General features: G+C 67.7%; 15 protein-coding genes. 8 read left to right on the forward strand and 7 right to left on the reverse strand.

Annotated elements, in window-relative coordinates; all coding sequences use genetic code 11:
• Nucleotides 1–99: 99 nt before the first annotated feature.
• From AC3EC3_RS11310 to hemC, 3 genes are read right to left on the reverse strand one after another with little or no spacing between them, the layout of a single operon-like run.
• Nucleotides 100–1,116 (reverse strand): hypothetical protein, encoded by a 1,017-nt coding sequence (locus AC3EC3_RS11310; RefSeq protein WP_488489703.1) that lies wholly within the window; start codon nucleotides 1,114–1,116, stop codon nucleotides 100–102.
• Complete coding sequence (locus AC3EC3_RS11315; protein ID WP_488489704.1) at nucleotides 1,116–1,850, reverse strand: uroporphyrinogen-III synthase; 735 nt, start codon at nucleotides 1,848–1,850, stop codon at nucleotides 1,116–1,118. Before AC3EC3_RS11315 ends, AC3EC3_RS11310 begins: the two co-directional genes overlap by 1 nt.
• Nucleotides 1,851–1,856: 6 nt before the next feature.
• Entirely contained in the window at nucleotides 1,857–2,789 is a 933-nt protein-coding gene (gene hemC / locus AC3EC3_RS11320) for a hydroxymethylbilane synthase (RefSeq protein ID WP_488489705.1), read from the reverse strand.
• Between the two features lie 64 nt (nucleotides 2,790–2,853).
• Between hemC and tsaD the strand changes: the two genes are divergently transcribed.
• From tsaD to AC3EC3_RS11345, 5 genes are all read left to right on the forward strand, one after another.
• Entirely contained in the window at nucleotides 2,854–3,900 is a 1,047-nt protein-coding gene (tsaD, locus tag AC3EC3_RS11325) for a tRNA (adenosine(37)-N6)-threonylcarbamoyltransferase complex transferase subunit TsaD (protein WP_488489706.1), read from the forward strand.
• Nucleotides 3,897–4,901 carry an NAD(P)H-dependent glycerol-3-phosphate dehydrogenase gene (locus AC3EC3_RS11330; RefSeq protein WP_488489707.1) on the forward strand — a complete coding sequence of 335 codons (1,005 nt, stop codon included), beginning with the start codon at nucleotides 3,897–3,899 and terminating at the stop codon, nucleotides 4,899–4,901. The genes tsaD and AC3EC3_RS11330 overlap by 4 nt, the downstream gene beginning before the upstream one ends.
• Entirely contained in the window at nucleotides 4,898–6,505 is a 1,608-nt protein-coding gene (locus AC3EC3_RS11335) for a lipopolysaccharide biosynthesis protein (protein WP_488489708.1), read from the forward strand. The genes AC3EC3_RS11330 and AC3EC3_RS11335 overlap by 4 nt, the downstream gene beginning before the upstream one ends.
• 32 nt (nucleotides 6,506–6,537) lie before the next feature.
• Complete coding sequence (locus AC3EC3_RS11340; protein WP_488489709.1) at nucleotides 6,538–7,260, forward strand: OmpA family protein; 723 nt, start codon at nucleotides 6,538–6,540, stop codon at nucleotides 7,258–7,260.
• Between the two features lie 156 nt (nucleotides 7,261–7,416).
• Entirely contained in the window at nucleotides 7,417–8,040 is a 624-nt protein-coding gene (locus tag AC3EC3_RS11345; protein WP_488489851.1) for a hypothetical protein, read from the forward strand.
• A gap of 186 nt (nucleotides 8,041–8,226) precedes the next feature.
• On the opposite strand, the gene AC3EC3_RS11350 is transcribed toward AC3EC3_RS11345, so the two are convergent.
• From AC3EC3_RS11350 to uvrB, 3 genes are all read right to left on the reverse strand, one after another.
• Entirely contained in the window at nucleotides 8,227–9,741 is a 1,515-nt protein-coding gene (locus tag AC3EC3_RS11350; RefSeq protein ID WP_488489710.1) for a S10 family peptidase, read from the reverse strand.
• Nucleotides 9,742–9,890: 149 nt separating this feature from the next.
• Entirely contained in the window at nucleotides 9,891–11,396 is a 1,506-nt protein-coding gene (gene scpC / locus AC3EC3_RS11355) for a succinyl-CoA:acetate CoA-transferase ScpC (protein WP_488489711.1), read from the reverse strand.
• A gap of 123 nt (nucleotides 11,397–11,519) precedes the next feature.
• Nucleotides 11,520–13,709 (reverse strand): excinuclease ABC subunit UvrB, encoded by a 2,190-nt coding sequence (uvrB, locus tag AC3EC3_RS11360; protein WP_488489712.1) that lies wholly within the window; start codon nucleotides 13,707–13,709, stop codon nucleotides 11,520–11,522.
• Between the two features lie 127 nt (nucleotides 13,710–13,836).
• Here uvrB and AC3EC3_RS11365 point away from each other — a divergent pair, with 127 nt between their 5' ends.
• From AC3EC3_RS11365 to AC3EC3_RS11375, 3 genes are all read left to right on the forward strand, one after another.
• A complete protein-coding gene (locus AC3EC3_RS11365; RefSeq protein ID WP_488489713.1) occupies nucleotides 13,837–14,382 on the forward strand; it encodes a DUF3617 domain-containing protein in 546 nt (181 codons plus the stop codon).
• Nucleotides 14,383–14,445: 63 nt separating this feature from the next.
• Nucleotides 14,446–15,276, forward strand: a complete 831-nt coding sequence (locus AC3EC3_RS11370) for an esterase/lipase family protein (RefSeq protein ID WP_488489714.1) — start codon at nucleotides 14,446–14,448, stop codon at nucleotides 15,274–15,276.
• Between the two features lie 144 nt (nucleotides 15,277–15,420).
• The gene (locus tag AC3EC3_RS11375) at nucleotides 15,421–17,178 is read left to right on the forward strand and encodes a hypothetical protein (RefSeq protein ID WP_488489715.1); all 1,758 of its coding nucleotides are present in this window, start codon (nucleotides 15,421–15,423) and stop codon (nucleotides 17,176–17,178) included.
• A gap of 102 nt (nucleotides 17,179–17,280) precedes the next feature.
• Here AC3EC3_RS11375 and AC3EC3_RS11380 read toward each other — a convergent pair whose 3' ends face one another.
• Nucleotides 17,281–18,111: a TraB/GumN family protein gene (locus tag AC3EC3_RS11380; RefSeq protein WP_488489716.1), complete on the reverse strand. Its 831-nt coding sequence runs from the start codon at nucleotides 18,109–18,111 to the stop codon at nucleotides 17,281–17,283.
• Nucleotides 18,112–18,128: the final 17 nt, after the last annotated feature.

The following is an 18,128-nucleotide window of genomic DNA, read 5'->3' on the forward strand; positions in this document are numbered from 1 at the left end:
TTTGCCCCGATTACGGCAAAGGCAGCTTCCAACCCATCGCAGCCATTCAGTAGACGTTGATTTGTCCACGCCGCCAAGAGTGGACCGCCTCGTTCCGCCTCAGTTGCTGGCCTGATCCGCGTCAGGCTCGCCTGCATCGCCGAGATCGTCGTTCGCGGGCGCTGCCGGAGCCGTGGCTTGCGGCGGCGTCACGCCCGGCGCCAGCGGGCTCGGCTGGTCGACCTGTCGGCCTTCGGAATCGTGCAGGCGGTTGGGTTCGAGCATCGCGGTCGTTTCCAGCAGGTCGAGCGCGCGCTGGACGGCGGCATAGCGGCGGGCATCGCGAATCCAGACCTGCGCGGCCTCGGCGCCCGGCAGGCGCTGCACTTCGTCGATGGCGTCCTTCACGCGGTGCGAAATCAGCATCAGCCGCGCGCGCTCCAGCCGGGCATCGGGCGCGACCAGCGTGCTGTCGTCGCGGCGGATCACGAACAGGCCGTTCACCTCGCGCCGGAAGCGCGTCCACAGGTTGTCATCGGGCGATGTACCCGAAAGCTGCGGACGCAGCGCTTCGAGGCGGGCGCTCAACTGGTCGAGCGTGACCGGGCTTTTCGAGAAGTTGATGATCGTCTGCACCGAATTGGGCTGGGCGTCGGCAAAGCGCAGGCGCAGCTGGTCGGTGACATAGTTGAGCGGCTGGCCCTGATCGATCATGCGGCGCGCGGCGAACGCGATCAGCAGGCCCTCGGCGCGTGCGGCATTGCCCGAGGCCGCGTTCGACTGGCTGTCGATCCGCGAGATGCGATCCTCGATCAGCGCGAGGCGCCCCTCGATCGTGCCGATCTGCGCCATCTGCTGCGGGTCGGTCAGCGGGTGGAGGGCTGCGCTGTCATCGGCGGGCGCCGTGCCGTAGTCCGTGGTCGCCAGCGGCGCCTCGGTATCGTTCTGCACCGTCTCTGTCGGGCTCTCGGTCGCGTCTCCTGTGGGCAGGAAACGGTTGAACAGGCCGTGCGACATGGCGAGGCCGACCAGCAGGCCGCCCAGCACGATCCCGACCAGCGCGGCCACGACCAGCCCCATGCCGGAGCGCGGCGGGCGGGGAGGCGGCGGAGTGTGAACGGCGGAATCGTCGGGCATCAGGGCCTTTTTTGTGTCTGGAAATGCGAGCCGGAGGCGATGTCTTGGCACATCCGAACCGCCAACGCCAGCAGTGCTGCATCGCTCGGCTCGCAAGCGGATTCGAGCCTTGCCCAGCCGGTTCCGAGGCGTGGGTGCAGGCGGGGGCGCAGGCGCGGGCCGATCAGCGCGAGCGAGAGGCGCGCGCGGTCCACCGAAAGGGCATCGCAGACCTCGCAAAACCGCGCTGCCGCTTCGCCCGAATGGAGCAGTACGACAAGCGGACGGGCAAGGATTTCTGCGAGGTCGGCAGGCGGATCGAGGGGCTCGGCGGCGTAGACCTCGCAGGTCTCCATCCGGATCGCGGCAGGCACGTCCAGTACGACCCGCTCACGCCCGGCAAGGCGCAGCAGGCGGGTATGTTCGGGCGCCACATCGCCCAGCACGCCCTGAAGTCCGCCGCTGCCGATGCCTGCGATGGCGAGCCCCGCTGCGCGCGCCGCCTCGGCTGTCGCTTCGCCCACAACATAGGCCGGGCGGCCCCGCCAGCTTTGCGGCAGTGCCCCTGCATGGCGTAGCGCATTGACGCTGCCGAGCAGCAGCGCGTCCCACGTTGCGGGATCGGGCGGTGTCCAGTCGAACCCGCGCACCGCGAACAGCGGGCGGGCGAGCGCGTCGAGTCCCAGCGTCTGCGCCCGTGCCAGCGTTGCCGTGGCGCCGGGCTCGGGCCGCAGGATCAGGACGCGCGGCGTCACGGCCTCTCAGCCAAGGCCCGAGAAATGCGCGGTAATTGCGGGCGCCGCGCGGCCCAGCAGGTCGGCGGCAAGGCGCATCGGCGCGTCGAGGTCGCTGGGGGCGAAGCGGGCCTCGCCGTCCACGCGCTCGGCGCCATCGGGGCTGAACAGCGCGGCGCGCATGACCAGATCGCTGCCGTCGGCCTCGCACAGCACTGCGATCGGGCTGTGGCACGAGCCGCCAAGGCCGGTGAGCAGCGCGCGTTCGGCCATCACTTGCGCGCGGCTGGGCGCATGGTCGATCAGGCGCAGGAAATCGCGGGTGCGCGCATCCTCGGCGCGGCACTCGATCAGGATCGCGGCCTGCGCGGGCGCGGGGAGCCACTCATCGGCGGCGAGCGCATGGCCGGTGCCGGTTTCGCCCAGCCGGATCAGGCCCGCGGCGGCAAGGAAGGTCGCGTCGGCCTCTCCGGCGGCCAGCTTGGCGAGGCGCGTCGCGACATTGCCGCGAAACGTCACGACCTTGCAGTCGGGCCGGGCGTGGAGCAGCTGCGCGGCGCGGCGCGGGGCGCTGGTGCCCACGACCGCGCCTTGCGGCAGCGCGCGGATGCTCTCTGCGCCCACCAGCACGTCGCGCACGTCGGCGCGTTCGAGCACGGCGGCGATCGTGAAAGCCTCGGGGCGGATCGTTTCGACATCCTTGCCCGAATGGACCGCAAAGTCGATTTCGCCGCTCGCCAGCTGGGCGTCCAGCTCTTTCGTCCACAGCGCTTTTCCGCCGATTTCGGCCAGAGCGCGGTCCTGGATGCGATCGCCGCTGGCAGTAACCGCCACGATCTCTATATGCGCGGGATCGATTCCATGGGCACGGGCAAGGCGCTCGCGCGCTTCTTCGGCCTGCGCAAGGGCCAGCGGGGAGCGGCGGGTGCCGAGACGGTAGGTGTGGGATTGCAGTGTCATCGGCGACTTGTGCTAGCCGTCAATGTGTTGGAGTGGAAGGCTCGTTCGTAAGTTGGATCGCGCGATGAAGACAGTTCTTGGCCTCGAAAGCTCGTGTGACGAGACGGCCGCCGCGATCGTGACCGATGGCCGGGTGATCCTTGCCCAGCGTATCGCGTCGCAGGACGAGGCGCATCGCCCGTTCGGCGGAGTGGTGCCCGAAATCGCCGCGCGCGCCCATGCCGAGCGCCTTGCGCCGCTGGTCGAGGCGGTGCTGGCCGATGCGGGCATGACGCTGGACGAAGTGGACGCCATCGCCGCCACCGCAGGCCCCGGCCTGATCGGCGGGGTGATGGTCGGCCTTGTCACCGGCAAGGCACTGGCGATGGCCAGTGGCAAGCCGCTGATCGCGATCAACCATCTGGAAGGCCACGCCCTTTCGCCGCGCCTTGCGGATGAGACTCTGGCCTATCCCTATCTGCTGCTGCTGGTCTCGGGCGGGCATTGCCAGATCCTGCTGGTGGAAGGTGTCGGCAAGTTCCGCCGCCTTGCCACCACCATCGACGATGCGCTGGGCGAGGCGTTCGACAAGTCCGCCAAGGTGCTGGGCCTCGGCTATCCGGGTGGCCCGGCGCTGGAGCGTCTGGCAGCCGAGGGCGATCCCAAGGCGGTGCCGCTGCCGCGCCCGCTCTATGGCTCGCCCGAGCCGCATTTCTCGTTCGCGGGGCTGAAAAGCGCGGTCCTGCGCGCGCGCCAGTCGGGCGAATATGCCGATGCCGATATTGCCGCCGCGTTTCAGAAGGCCGCGATCGACTGCCTGATCGACCGGACCCGCCGCGCGCTCGACAGCGTGCTGGCCGAGGGCGTCGCGTTGAACGGGCTGGTCGTCGCGGGCGGTGTCGCTGCGAACAAGTCCGTGCGCGGGGCGCTGGAGGCGCTTGCCGCCTCGCACGATCTGGCCTTCGTGGCGCCGCCGCTCTCGCTGTGTACCGACAATGCCGCGATGATCGCCTGGGCGGGCGTCGAGCGCCTCGCGCTGGGCCAGTCCGACCCGCTGGACGTCGCCGCAAGGCCGCGCTGGCCGCTGGACCCGGACGCCGCGCCGGTTCGCGGTGCGGGGGTGAAGGCATGACGGGCGCAGCGACCATCGGCGTGCTTGGCGCGGGGGCCTGGGGCACCGCGCTGGCGCAAGTGCTGGCGAGCGACGGCACGCCCGTCCGCCTCTGGGCGCGCGAGCAGGACCTGGCCGAGGCGATCAATGCCGACCATCGCAATCCGGTCTATCTGCCCGGCGCCGTGCTGTCGGACGCGATCACCGCGACCAGCTCGCTGGAGGAGATGTCCTCGCTCGATACGCTGCTGGCGGTCGTTCCGTCGCAGTTCCTCGGCGGCGTGCTGGGGCAACTGGCCGATACGCCGCGCGATCTGGTGCTCTGCGCCAAGGGGATCGAGGCGGGCAGCGGACGCCTGATGGCGGATGTGGCCGCGCAGGCCCTGCCGCAGTCGCAGATTGCCGTGCTGTCCGGGCCGACCTTCGCACATGAAGTGGCAGGAGGCCTGCCGACGGCGGTGACGCTGGCCTGCTCGGGCGGTGAGGAGCAGTGGCACCGGCTGGCGCCGCAGGTCGCGCGCGCGGCGTTCCGGCCCTATTTCTCCGACGATGTGACCGGCGCCGAGATCGGCGGGGCGGTCAAGAACGTGCTCGCCATCGCCTGCGGCGTGGTCGAGGGGCTAGCGCTCGGCCAGAATGCCCGCGCGGCGCTGATCGCGCGCGGCTATGCCGAGATGCTGCGCTTTGGCCTTGCGCGCGGCGCACAGGCCGAGACGCTTTCGGGGCTGTGCGGCCTTGGCGATCTGGTGCTGACCTGCTCGTCCACTTCCAGCCGCAACTTCTCGCTCGGCCTCGCGCTGGGGCAGGGCGCGAGCGCGGTGGAAGCGCTGGCCGGCAAGTCGAGCGTCGCCGAAGGCGCGGCGACCGCCCCGGTGCTGGCCGGGATCGCCGAGGCGGAAGGCATCGACATGCCGATCGTCACGGCGGTCAACCGCCTGCTTCAAGGCGAGGCGCCGGCGCGCGAGGTCGTCTCCGGCCTGCTGGCCCGGCCCCTGCGCGCCGAGCGGGAGCACCTCGCTTGAACGATATTCCGGCTCGCGACGCCCAAAGTCGCGAAGAGCGTGATGGCGACGATATCGCGGCGCTCGCCAAGGGTGGCCGCACCAATTTCGTGGGCTTCTTCCTGCGCCTGATCGCGCGCATCCCGTTCCTGTTCATCGCCGGTCGCGCCGCTGTCTACGGACCCGATGCGCTGGGCCGTTTCGCCTCGTCGCTGGTGGTGATGGAACTCGCCTCGATGCTGTGCACGATGGGCGAGAAGCGGGGCCTTGCGCAGCGCCTGTCCGATACCGAGGGCAAGGTGCATCCCGCCAATGTGGTGATGGATGGCGCGTGGCTGGCGCTGCTGTCGAGCACGGCGGTGGCGATATTCCTCTATCTCGTGCCCGCGCCGATGTTTCCGGGTGGGGACTATACCGAGGCCGACCGGCTGATCGTGCTGGCGATCCCGCCGCTGACGCTGACCGAGATCTGGCTGGCCGCCGCCGCCTATCGCCTGCAGGTGGCGCCCACCGTCTGGGCGCGCTCGCTGGTGGAGCCGTGGACGATCTCGATCGTGGCAGGCGCGATGATCTTCATTGCCCCCGCCAGCGGCCTGTCGATCGCCTATACTGCCTCGATTTTCGCAGCGGCGGTGACGGCTTTCGTGCCGTTCCTGCGCATCTACGGGTTGCCGCGCGGCTGGCGTCCGCACCCGGTGTCGATGGCGCGCCTCGCGTGGAACTCGCTGCCGATCGCGCTGGCGGACGGGATCGAGTGGGGCACGCGCCGCCTCGACCTGATGCTGCTGGGCTTCCTTGCGCCGCCCTCGGCCGTGGGTGTCTACTACGCCGCGCAGCAGGTCGCGAGCCTGCCGCAGAAGCTCAAGACCAGCTTCGAGCCGGTGCTCGGCCCGGTGATCACCCGCAAGCTGAAGGAGCGCGACTACGCCGCCATCGCGCGGCAGATCTGTCAGGTCGGCTTCTGGATCACCGCCGCGCAGGCGGGCATTGCGCTGGCGCTGGGCATTCCGGGCGCGGGCGTGATGGGCCTTGTCGGGCGCGAATTCGTGGGCGGCACCGGAGCGCTGGCGTTTCTGCTCGCCGCCGAAGTGGTCGCCTCGCCCGCCGTGGTGAGCGAGGGCGCGCTGATCTACCTCGCGCGCGTGCGCAACATGAACGTTTCGATCGGGACGGTCGTGGTGCAGGCGATACTGACTTATGGGGGCATCCGCCTGATGCAGCATATGGGGTACAACCCGCTCTATCAGGCCGCCGCTGCCGCGATCGCGCTGATGCTGGCGCTGGGGCTGACCTCGCTGGTCAAGGCGCGGATGCTTTCGGGCATTCTGGGCGAGCGGATCAGCAACTTCCGCTGGCCGCTGGTCTGGGCGGCGATTCCGGCGATCGTGATCGGCATTCTGGCCAAGCGCTTCCTGCCTGAATGGGCGGAGCTGGCCTTCGGGATTCCAGCCATTCTGGGCAGTTACCTGCTGGTGATCTGGAAGAAGGCGTTCGGCCCGGAAGATCGCATGCTGTTCGCCAAGCGTCCGCCGCAGGAGGGGGAACCGGGCGAACTGGCTACGGCGCTGGGCGTCGCTCCGCATGCCGTGCCGCAATCGGCACCGGGCCTGTCACGAGAAGGCTGACAGCCGCGTCGCGCTCGCCTAGGCTCTTTCGTATGAATGCCCGCCGCCTTGCCCTTGTCGCTGTCGGAGCCGCTCTCAGCCTCGCGCTGGCCTTGATGGCGACGCGCTGGGAGGGGCCGGTGTTCGCCGCGGGACTTGCGGCGAAGGCCGCTGCGGTGCGCGATGAGGCAGGCGGCAAGGGCATCGCGATCTCGTTTCGCGATCGCTACGGCGTGCTGACCCGGCACCCGACGCTTTCGGGCGGCAAGGGCCTCAGCCCCGATGTGCGCCGTCTGGTGGCCGAGCGAATTGCCGATGTGCCGGGGATCGGCGGCGTGAGCTGGGCGAACGACCCTGACGGCTCGCCGCAGTCGCTTCACTGTCAGGACGATGTCGAGGCGATCCTGCGGACCCGCTCGATTCGGTTCTCGCAGAACAGCGCGCATCTCGATCCTGCCAGCAATCGCCCGCTGGATGAGGTGGCCAAGGCGCTGCACCCGTGCGTCGGCAGCATCATCGCCGTGACGGGGCATACCAATGCCACGGGTAATGAGGCTGCCAATATCGAGCTGTCCCGCGCGCGGGCCGAGGCGGTCCGCTGGTCGCTGATCGGGCGCGGCCTTCCCGCCGATGGCCTGCGCGCGACAGGCATGGGCGCGGCGAGACCTTTGCCGGGGCTCGATCCGCTCGATCCCGCCAACCGCCGCATCGAGTTCTCGGTGATCGCCAGCGCGCCGGTGAAGCCGACGCCGATCGACACGCCGGGGCCGGGGTGATGGCGGATGTGTTGAACGAACCGATTATGCAAACGAAAGGGCCCGTCGATGCCGATGTGGCTTGAAATGGGAGTCTCGGTGCTGCTGACCTATGCGGTCGGTTTCGGCATCGGCTGGCTCGTCTGGAACCGGAAGGGATAGATACACGTGCTGGAGATGATTCAGGCGAACTGGCTGGTATTCGCCGCCGCGCTGGTGATCGGCCTGCTGATCGCCTGGTGGCTGTTCGGCCGCGCGACCAAGCCCAAGGCGCGGCACCACCGCCCCGATGTGCTCGACGAGGGCGCGGCGCCCGCACAGCGCAATCAGGCGCTTATAGACAGTCCGCCCGCCGCGCGGTTCGACACGCCCGTCCATGTCGATCCCCCGGCGATGGCCGGGACGATGGCGGGCGTGGGTGAGATCATCGCGGTTGCCGCGCAGGACGAGATCGATGCCGCAGAACCGCCGGTCGTGCCCGACGGCGAGGTGGAGAAGAACGCGGCGGTTGAGGAGAGTGCTTACGCGGCACCTGCAACACCTGTGGCGCCTGCTGCAAAGGAAGGCGACGATCTGCGCCGCATCAAGGGGCTTGGCCCCAAGCTGGTTGCGCTGCTGCACAGTATCGGCGTGACGCGCTATGCGCAGATCGCCGCGTGGAGCGATGCCGATCTCGACGATCTCGACACGAAGCTGGGCGCTTTCGCAGGTCGCCCGCGCCGCGACAGCTGGGTGGAGCAGGCCAAACTGCTCTCGGGCGGGGACACCGGGGCTTACGAGGCGAAGTTCGGCAAGCTCTGATACCAAAGCTCGATGAGCTTGACTCATCGAGCTTTGGTTAAGCCCGTGTGGCGCTTGAACATTGCCAAGGCGTGATGCGTTAGCATCTCAGCGCCTTGGTTATGAGAAGTCTTTCGCAGACAAGCGAAAGGGCAGGAAACCATCGCGGTTTCCTGCCCTTTCTCGTTTCAGCCTGTAAAAAAGCGCTTACTGCGCCTGCTGCTGGTAGCTGGCCATGATGTCTTTGCGCAGCATCGCGCCGCTGGAGGCGCGGGCGTAGAACATGTGGCCGCCCGGGTACATGTGCAGTTTGACCCGGTCCGCTACGCCGAAGCTGGGCATCTGCGCGAGGATCAGGCGCGAAGTCATGTAAGGGCACGACAGATCGTCCCAGCCATGGACGATGTTCACCGTCATTTTCGGATCGATGGCGATCGCCTTGCGCAGGTCCGAGACCGGGCTGTCCGAATTGTCGCGGTCCCACTCGCGGTTCACCTCGAACGAGAGTGCCTCGTATGGTGCATCGATCTTCCAGCCGACCTGACGGGTCACGAAGTCGACCATGGCCGAGGTCGTCGGCGCGATCAGAGTGGTGAGCAGCGGGTCTTCGTATTGCGCATCTGCGCTGGCGGGGAAGGGATCGTACTGGGTGTAGTTGGAATCGTAGACCGAGCCGATCAGCCCCTGATCGCGGCGAATTTCGCGAAGGTAGGTGCCGATGTCGACGCGTCCGTTCATCCGGCGCACAAACGTGGGATCGAGGCCCGTCAGTTCGGCCACCTTGGCCGAAAGGCGGTCGGTCGCCTCCTTGTCACGCGGGCCGGCCAGGAAGTCCTGCACGTACTGGGTGCGCACGTACTGCTCGACAGGAGCCATCGTCGCCTCGTCGAGCGGCTTGCCCTCGCGCTCGAAGTGACCGGCTGCCATGGCAGGCAGATTGATCATCCAGGGCAGCGGCGAGAGCGCGTCGTCCTCGCCGATGGCGGGCGGGTCGAGATAGGGCGAGACCATCGTGATACCCGAGACGCCCACACCCATCTTGGTCTGCAGGTAATAGGCCAGACGGGGCACGCGGTAACCGCCATAGCTTTCGCCGACGAGATACTTGCGATCGGTCAGGCGCTCGTTCTTGACGAGCCAGTCGTAGACCACGCGGCTGAGGTAATGAATGTCGGCGTCCGAGGAGAAGAAGTCCTTCTTGGTCTTGTCCTCATCCTCACGGGTGCGTGAGAAGCCGGTGCCGATGGGATCGATGAACACCAGATCGGTGAAATCGAGCCAGGAATTGGCATTGTCGTGCAGTACGGCGGGATCGGACGGGGAATCTCCCTCCGCGCCGAAGCGCACGGTCTTGGGGCCGATGGCGCCAAGGTTGAGGTAGACCGAGGCCGCGCCGGGGCCGCCGTTGAAGGCGAACGTTACCGGGCGATGCACGCCGGTCATCGTATAGGCGGTGAACACCACCTCGCCGATCAGCTTGCCGTCCTTGCCCTTGACGGGGATGGTGCCGACGGTCGCCGTATAGTTGACGGACTTGCCGCCGATTACTGCGGTCTGCTTGATGGATTTGTCAGCGGGGAGCGGGGCGAGCTTGGTCTCGTCGCCGGCTGCCTTCTGGTCTTCGGTCTTGGTCGGGGAGGGGGCCGGCTTGTCGGCCGCAATGGCCGCACCGGACAGGGACGCGAGCAGTATGGCTGCGTACCCCATGATGAGCATTCGCATTGGTTCGAGCACCTTGCCTGAAAGGCCGGCGCGGGAAGAGAGGGGAGAGTGCGCCGGAATGGCGCGTACTGTATACGGGATATGTTGTAACACAAGTAGCCCCGCACCGGTTCCGGAGGTGCGGGGCTATTTTCATGGTTATCAGCGTGTTAGGGTATCATCGAACCCGTATCGATAAAGCGCTGGTGCCACGAGAGCGCCTCGTTCGGCAGCATCGGGCTATATCCGCCGAACGAGCCCTTGAGCGCGCGCTGGTGATAGTCGTTCAGCATCGGGCGATAGGCGGGATGGGCGCAAGTGCCGATTACCTTCTCGGCGCGCTGGCGCGGGGTGAGGCCGCGCAGGTCGGCGAGGCCCTGTTCGGTGACGATCACCTGCACGTCCTGCACGATATGGTCGACATGGGCCACCTGCGGGACGATCGAACTGATCGCGCCGCCCTTCGCGGTGGACGGGCTCATGAAGATAGAGACATAGCCGTTGCGCGCGAAATCGCCCGAGCCGCCGATGCCGTTCTGCATCTTCGAGCCCATGATCCGGGTGGAGTTCACGGCGCCGTGAATGTCGGCCTCGATCATGCCGTTCATCGCGATACAGCCGAGGCGGCGCACTACTTCGGGGTTGTTCGAGATATCCTGCTGGCGAAGGATCATCTTGTCGCGATAGCGCGCCATGTCGGCATTTACGCGCGCGGCGCCATCGGGGCTGAGCGAGAACGCGGTGGCGCTGGCCATGCGCAGGCGTCCCGAATCGAGCAGGTCGATCATGCCGTCCTGGATCACTTCGGTGAAGGCCATCATGTCGTGGAACGGCCCGTCGACCAGCCCGGTCAGCACCGCGTTGGCGATGTTGCCCACGCCCGACTGGATCGGCAGCAGCGAGGCGGGCAGGCGGCCGACCTTCACTTCATGCGCGAGGAAGTCCAGCAGATGCCCGGCAATGGCGAGCGCGTTGTCGTCGGCAGGCGAGAACGGCGCGTTGCGATCGGGCGCGTCGGTCTCGACGATGGCGACGATCTTGGCGGGATCGACGCGCATGTAAGGTTGGCCGATGCGCTGGTCGGCGCGCACCAGCGGGATCGGCACGCGGAACGGCGGCAGCGCCATGCCGTAGTAGACATCGTGCATGCCTTCCAGATCGGCGCTCTGCCACGAATTGACCTCAAGGATCACCTTGTCGGCCAGTTCCAGCCAGGCCTTGTTGTTGCCCACCGAGGACGAGGGGATCAGGCTGCCGTTCTCGGTGATGCCGACGACTTCGATCACCGCCACGTCGATCTTGCCGAGCGCGCCCTGCCAGGCGACCGGGGCTGCCTGCGACAGGTGCATGTCGAGGTAGTCGATCGTGCCTTCGTTGATCTTGGTGCGGGCGATCGGGTCGGTGTTGAACGGCAGGCGCTGGCCGATGCCGTCGACCTTGGCGAGTACGCCGTCGAGTTCGGGGCCGGTCGAGGCGCCGGTCCAGACGTTGACCTTGAACGGGCGGCCTGCCGCGTGCTCGGCCTCGATCCGGCTGGCGAGTGCTGTGGGCAGTACCTTGGGATAGCCCGAGCCGGTGAACCCGCTCATGCCCAGCGTCATGCCATGGTGAATGAAACCCGCCGCGTCCTCGGCCGACATGACCTTGGCGCGCAGCGCTTCGTTGTGGATCCTCATGGAACCTCTCCTGTATGTCCTGTGGGCGCATGCCTTGCCCTTCGCGGCGCGTAAAGACAGCGCAAAGGTGGACAGAAGAGTTGCGTTTAGCTCACGCTACGCATGTCCCGGTTATGGGACAAGTCACTTCCCCCACTTCTTCTGCTGCTTGCCGTAGCGGGTCTTGCGGGTTCCGGGCTTGCCTTCGTTGCTGCGACCGACCAGCGGGGCCTTGTGTTCGCTGGGGGGTAGGCCGAGTTCGGTCTGCTCCATGCGGCGGATTTCGTCGCGCAGGCGGCCGGCTTCCTCGAATTCGAGATCGGCGGCGGCAGCGCGCATGCGCTTTTCCAGATCCTCGATATAGGCGCGCAGGTTGTGGCCGACGAGATTGTTGGCGCCGCTCTCGGTCTCGATCTCCACTGTCACGCCATCGCGCGCGGCGGTATCGGCGACGATGTCGGCGATGCGGCGCTTGATCGTCTGCGGGGTGATGCCGTGCTCGTCGTTGTAGGCCTGCTGGCGCGCGCGGCGACGGTCGGTCTCGGCGATGGCGCGCTCCATGGAGCCGGTCATGCGGTCGGCATAGAGGATCACCCGGCCATCGACGTTGCGCGCGGCGCGCCCGATGGTCTGGATCAGCGAAGTTTCGCTGCGCAGGAAGCCTTCCTTGTCGGCATCGAGAATGCACACCAGCCCGCATTCGGGAATGTCGAGCCCCTCGCGCAGCAGGTTGATGCCGATCAGCACGTCATAGACGCCCATGCGCAGATCGCGGATTAGTTCGATGCGCTCCAGCGTCTCGACGTCGGAGTGCATGTAGCGCACCCGCACGCCCGCCTCGTGCATGAACTCGGTCAGATCCTCGGCCATGCGCTTGGTCAGCGTGGTGACGAGCGTGCGATAGCCGTTCGCGGCGGTCGCCTTGCACTCGACGATGCAATCCTGCACCTGATCCTCGACCGGGCGGATATCCACCGGCGGATCGATCAGGCCGGTCGGGCGGATGACCTGTTCGGCAAAGACGCCGCCGCTCTGCTCCATTTCCCAGCCGCCGGGCGTGGCCGAGACTGCGAAGGTCTGCGGGCGCATCGCGTCCCATTCGTTGAAGCGCAGCGGGCGGTTGTCGATGCACGAGGGTAGGCGGAAGCCGTATTCGGCGAGTGTGATCTTGCGGCGGTGATCGCCGCGCGCCATTGCGCCGATCTGCGGCACCGTCTGGTGGCTCTCGTCGATGAACAGCAGCGCATTGTCGGGCAGGTATTCGAACAGCGTTGGCGGCGGCTCGCCGGGCAGGCGTCCGGTCAGGAAGCGGCTGTAGTTCTCGATGCCGTTGCACGATCCGGTGGCGGCGATCATTTCCAGGTCGAAGTTGGTGCGCTGCTCCAGCCGCTGGGCTTCCAGCAGCTTGCCTTCGGCGTTCAGCTCCTTGAGCCGCTCTTCCAGCTCGAACTGGATGGCGGCGCTGGCCTGCTTCATCGTCGGCCCCGGCGTGACATAGTGCGAGTTCGCATAGATGCGCACGGCGTCGAGCGTTGTGCCCTTCTTCCCGGTGAGCGGATCAAACTCGGCGATCTCCTCGATCTCATCGCCGAAGAAGGACACCCGCCAGGCCATGTCCTCGTAGTGTGAGGGGAAGATTTCGAGATTGTCGCCGCGCACGCGGAAGGTGCCGCGGGTGAACGCCGCATCGTTACGTTTGTACTGCAGCGCGACAAGTTTGCGGATGATCTCGCGCTGGTCCTGATTTTCGCCCTTCTTCAGGTCGAAGATCATCGCCGAGTACGTCTCGACCGAGCCGATGCCGTAGATGCACGAGACCGAGGCGACGATGATCACGTCGTCGCGTTCCAGCAGCGAGCGGGTGGCCGAGTGGCGCATCCGGTCGATCGCCTCGTTCACCGAGCTTTCCTTCTCGATGTAGGTGTCCGACCGGGGCACATAGGCCTCGGGCTGGTAATAGTCGTAGTACGAGACGAAGTATTCCACCGCGTTGTCGGGGAAGAAGTCCTTCATTTCGGCATAGAGCTGCGCGGCCAGGATCTTGTTGGGCGCCAGGATCAGCGCGGGGCGCTGCAGTTCCTCGATCACCTTGGCCATCGTGAAGGTCTTGCCCGAGCCGGTGACGCCCAGCAGCACCTGCGTCTTTTCATCGACGCGCGCGCCTTCCACCAGTTCGGCGATGGCGGTGGGCTGGTCGCCGTTGGGCTGATAGTCGGAAACGACGGTGAAGCGTTTGCCCGGCAGCGACTTTTCGGGGCGCTGCGGCTTGTGCGGCACGAAGGAGCCCGAGGTATCGGGTTCCTCCAGCCCTCTGCGGATCACGAGTTCGGCCATGCGGAACATATGGGGTATATCGCGCGTGGCTGCAATGGCCGGACTTTCAGCCGAATGCAGTCTCTCTTGGCACGGGAGGCAAGCTGTGTCAGGCGCTCGCGCTCTCGAATGTGGAGTCGCGCGGGTGATGGCAGGGTTTCGGACGGCAGGGGGCGTTTGCGCATTCGGCCTTGCAGCGATGCTCGCAGGCTGCGGGCAGGGGCACAAGTCGGCGGACGACGTGCGCGCCGAAGTCGCCAAGCTGGAGCGGCCCTTGCCCGGTCGCTACGAGCAGACATCCTCGATCACGCGCTTCGATGTGCCCGGCATGGACCCGGCCGCGCTCGCGCAGCTGCGGCAGATGATGGAGCGCACGCAAGTCCAGACGCTGTGCCTCACCAAGGCGCAGTCGGATGAAGGGTTCAAGGCGATGTTCGCGCGGCTGGAGCAGGGCGGGCAGTGTCATTACGCGCACTTCACCGTGACCGGCGGCAAGATTGATGCACAGATGACCTGCAAGGGGCAGAACGGCGGTACAGCTGCCATAAACATGACCGGTACTATCGGCGCGCAGGGCTCGGACGTGACGGTCGCAATGGACCAGACCGGGCTGCCCGCGCCTGCCGAAACGGTGGCGATGACGATGCATATGGTCACGCGCCGGACCGGCGAGTGTGATAACGGTAAACCCTGAGCGGCGGCATCAGGACACGACAACAGGAACGCGACAGGACCGGAACGAATTTCACGACAGGCCATGGCGAAGAGCAATCCGTACACCACTGACCGGATGACGGCTGCCGGAGGATCTCCGGGGGCCTCGGCGGACTGGCGCGAGGCGATCTCGCGGCGGGCGGCGCTGGCGCGTGAACGGCGTCCGTCCAGCGCGCGGGCGCCTTCGCTCAAGCTGCTGTGGTCGGAACTCGGCTCGCTGCTGCGGCTGGAGCGTTCCTCGGCAGGGCATCTTGCCGGCGGGAAGCCCGCGCGCGCCGCACATGTCGCGGGCGGGGCGCGGCCGCAGCTTGTCATGCTGCTGCCCGGTTTCGGCGCGCACCCCAAGCGCATGCGCCGCCTGCGGCTGGGGCTGGAAGCGGCGGGCCATGAAGTCCACGACTGGGGGCTGGGCGTCAATTTCGGACCGAACCCGGCCAATTTCGCGTTCCTGATGCGCCGCGTGGGCACGCTGGCGCGGGCGCGGCGCCAGCCGGTGACGCTGATTGGCTGGAGCCTTGGCGGCCTGTTCGCGCGCGAGATCGCCCGGCGCGAGCCCGAGGCGGTATCGCGCGTCATCACCATGGGCACGCCGTTCTCGGGCGATCCGCGCAACAACAATGCCTGGCGCGCCTATCAGGTGATCACGGGGCATTCGGTGGACGCCCCGCCGGTCGACTGCGATTTCGCCACCAAGCCTCCCGTACCGACGATCGCCTTGTGGAGCCCGCGCGACGGTGTGATCCACCCGCGCTCGGCCTGCGGCTGGCCGGGCGAGCGCGATCTGGCCGTGGCGGTGCGCTGCACGCATCTCGGCTTCTCGGGCGATCCGCGCGTGGTCGCCGAAGTGTTGCGCCAGCTTCAGGCGGCGATCTAAAAGCGCCGCTTTCCTGCGATGAGACGTGCCGGGGCATCGCCCGCGCGCGTGCCTTACCGGTTCGATGAACCGCTCCGCCAACCCCTGTTCAGCTACCCTGCGGTACAAGCTGAACGACATCGGGGGAGGAAAAGGAGCGACACCATGACCCGGATCCCGCTGTCCGATCCGCCATCCGCCAGTGGCCCGAGAATCCGCGACCGCAGGCGGGTGCGCCCGGTGCTGGCGACCGGATTGCTCGCGCTGTCGCTGCTGCTGGTCTCCTGCGGCAAGTCCGATCGCGGCACCGAGGCGGCGCCGACCAGCGGCTTCAGCGATTTTGCCTGGGGCGGGACCAACCCGGCAGGGGATGCGCCGCTTCCGGATGCCGAGCCGATGCTCGACACCGCGCCGCCGCCCGCGCTGGCCGCGCCCACGGGGGCCTCGCGCTATCTGGCGTCCAGCGGCCCCGCGCCGGTCCAGTACCTCCCGCAATATCGCGATTACCCCGCCGACGATGGCGGCTATGTCAGCGATCCCGATGCGGGTGCCTATGACATGCTCGCGCTCGCCTCGACGCTGGGGGCTGTGTTCGGCTCGGCCCCGCCTGACTATGGCTTCGTCTATGGCGACGAGCGCCCGTGGGCGTGGGAGACCGGCGACCGCTATGTGCGCTATGCCGAGCCGATCGATCAGGGCTATCGCTACTATTACTACGGCCCGGATTCCGACCAGCCCTATCTCGTGCGCGATCCGTGGTACAGCTATGGCTACCGCGACGGGCGGCTGGCGCAGATCTACGGTCGCGACGGGCGGGTGCTCGACGCGCGCCGGGCGCTGGTGCAGCGGCGCATGGCCGACCGCTACTACGCCCGCGCGCTCGCCATGCGCCGCGCTGCCGAGAGCGAGCGCCATCAGGGCGTCTCGGCGCAGAACTGGGCGCGCCACCGCGTCGCCATCGCCCGCGCGCAGGATGACTGGGATCGCGATGTGGCCCGCCGTCCGGGCTGGGAGCAGTGGAACGAACGCCACGCGCCCGTCGTCGCGGCGCGCTGGACGCAGGAGCGCGCCGTCCGTCGCTTCGCAGGCGATCGCTTCGCGCGCTGGCAGCAGGCAGGCTTTCGCGGCAAGTCGCCAGACTTCTACCGCGAGGCCGCCGACGACAGCAGGTTGCAGCGCGACATTCGCACCCAGCGCCAGCAGGCGGTCCGGCAGGCCCAGATGCAGGCTCAGGTTCAGGCCCGGATTGGGCAGGCCAGCCGGAGAGACAATCGCGAGCAGGACCGCCAGAGAGAGCAGCAGGCTCAGCGTGAGCAGGTCCAGCGCGAGCAGCAGCAACGCCTGATCGCGGCCCGGACGCAACGTCAGCAGATGCAACAGCAGCGCCAGTCACAGGCGCGCGAGGTTGCGGTACATCGCCAGCAGGCGGCACGAGTGCAGCAGCAGCGCCAGTCGCAGGCGCGGGAGGTTGCGGTACATCGCCAGCAGGCGGCACGAGTGCAGCAGCAACGCCAGTCGCAGGCGCGTGAGGCGGCGGCGCATCGCCAGCAGGCGGCGCGGGCGCAGCAGCAACGCCAGTCGCAGGCGCGTGAGGCGGCGGTCCATCGCCAGCAGGCGGCGCGGGCGCAGCAGCAACGCCAGTCGCAGGCGCGTGAGGCGGCGGTCCATCGCCAGCAGGCGGCGCGGGCGCAGCAGCAACGCCAGTCGCAGGCGCGTGAGGCGTCGATGCATCGCCAGCAGGCCGCGCGGGTGCAACAGCAGCGCCAGTCGCAGGCGCGTGAGGCGTCGATGCATCACCAGCAGGCGGCGCGGATGCAGCAACAGCGTCAGGCCCAAGCGCATCAGGCCCAATCGAGGCCGCATGGCGGTGGGCATGGCGGGCCGCGAGACGGGCACGGCGGCGGACATCCCGGCCATCCCTGAGACCGCGGCGGTGTGCGTGGCGGCTAGGGTTGATCGACGTTCATATGATGACGAGCCGAAAATCGCCATTCGCAGGCCGTCGGGGCCGAATGTCGATCAACCCTAAGCCTTGCCTGCCGGGACGGCGGGAGGTGCAGCCGAGGTCGGCATGCCGAGATTGAGGTAGCCGGAATAGGCGTGGTCGCGGGTTTCCTTCAGGACCACGCCGCGCGGATAGCGCTTGTACGATGGGCCGGAATCGCGGGCTTTGCAGGTGGATGAGGAGGGGCTGCCAAAGCACGACCACTGGGCGCCGCCATTGCCGCTGGCATCGAGCGTGACGGTGGCCTTGCCCGGCAGCCATCCGGCCATCGGCATGTAGCTACGCGTGCCGAATGTCACGGTAGAGCGACGGGCATGGGCATTGCCGACCAGCGTCAGCACGAGGGCGCCGGGCTTTCCGGCAGATGACCCAAGGGCGTGCTCGACATTAGCGGCCATCGCCTTCTCGTAGGCTTCCGGCGTAGGCTCCGGGTGCGGTTGCATGGCGACCACTGCGGTTACCTGCCCCTCGCGCCGCATCGTGCGCAGTCGCTCGATCAGGCCCAGCATGGCGACGCTGGAGCGGCCGTCCCTGAACCAGTCCTTCCACATGGGTTGCGCCAGCCATGCCGCGCGGGCCTCGGCCCCGCCATCGGAGGCCAGATAGGTGTCGAGCGCGGCCTGCTCGTCGTCCGGCAGTTCCAGCGCGATCGTCAGCGGACGGCCCGTTCGCGCGGCCAGACAGGCGAGATCGCCGAAGGCCTGCGGGGTTTCCATCGTGCCGTGCTGTTCGCCGACGACGATCCACTGCACCTTGCGGTCGGCAAGGAGTGAGGCCGCGCCCGGGATCGGCGGGCAGGGCGCGGCCATGGCGGCGGCAGAGGTCAGCACGGACAGAACGGCATCCAGCATCGGTGTACTCTCCTCTC

Source organism: Novosphingobium sp. BAM6 (assembly GCF_057784955.1).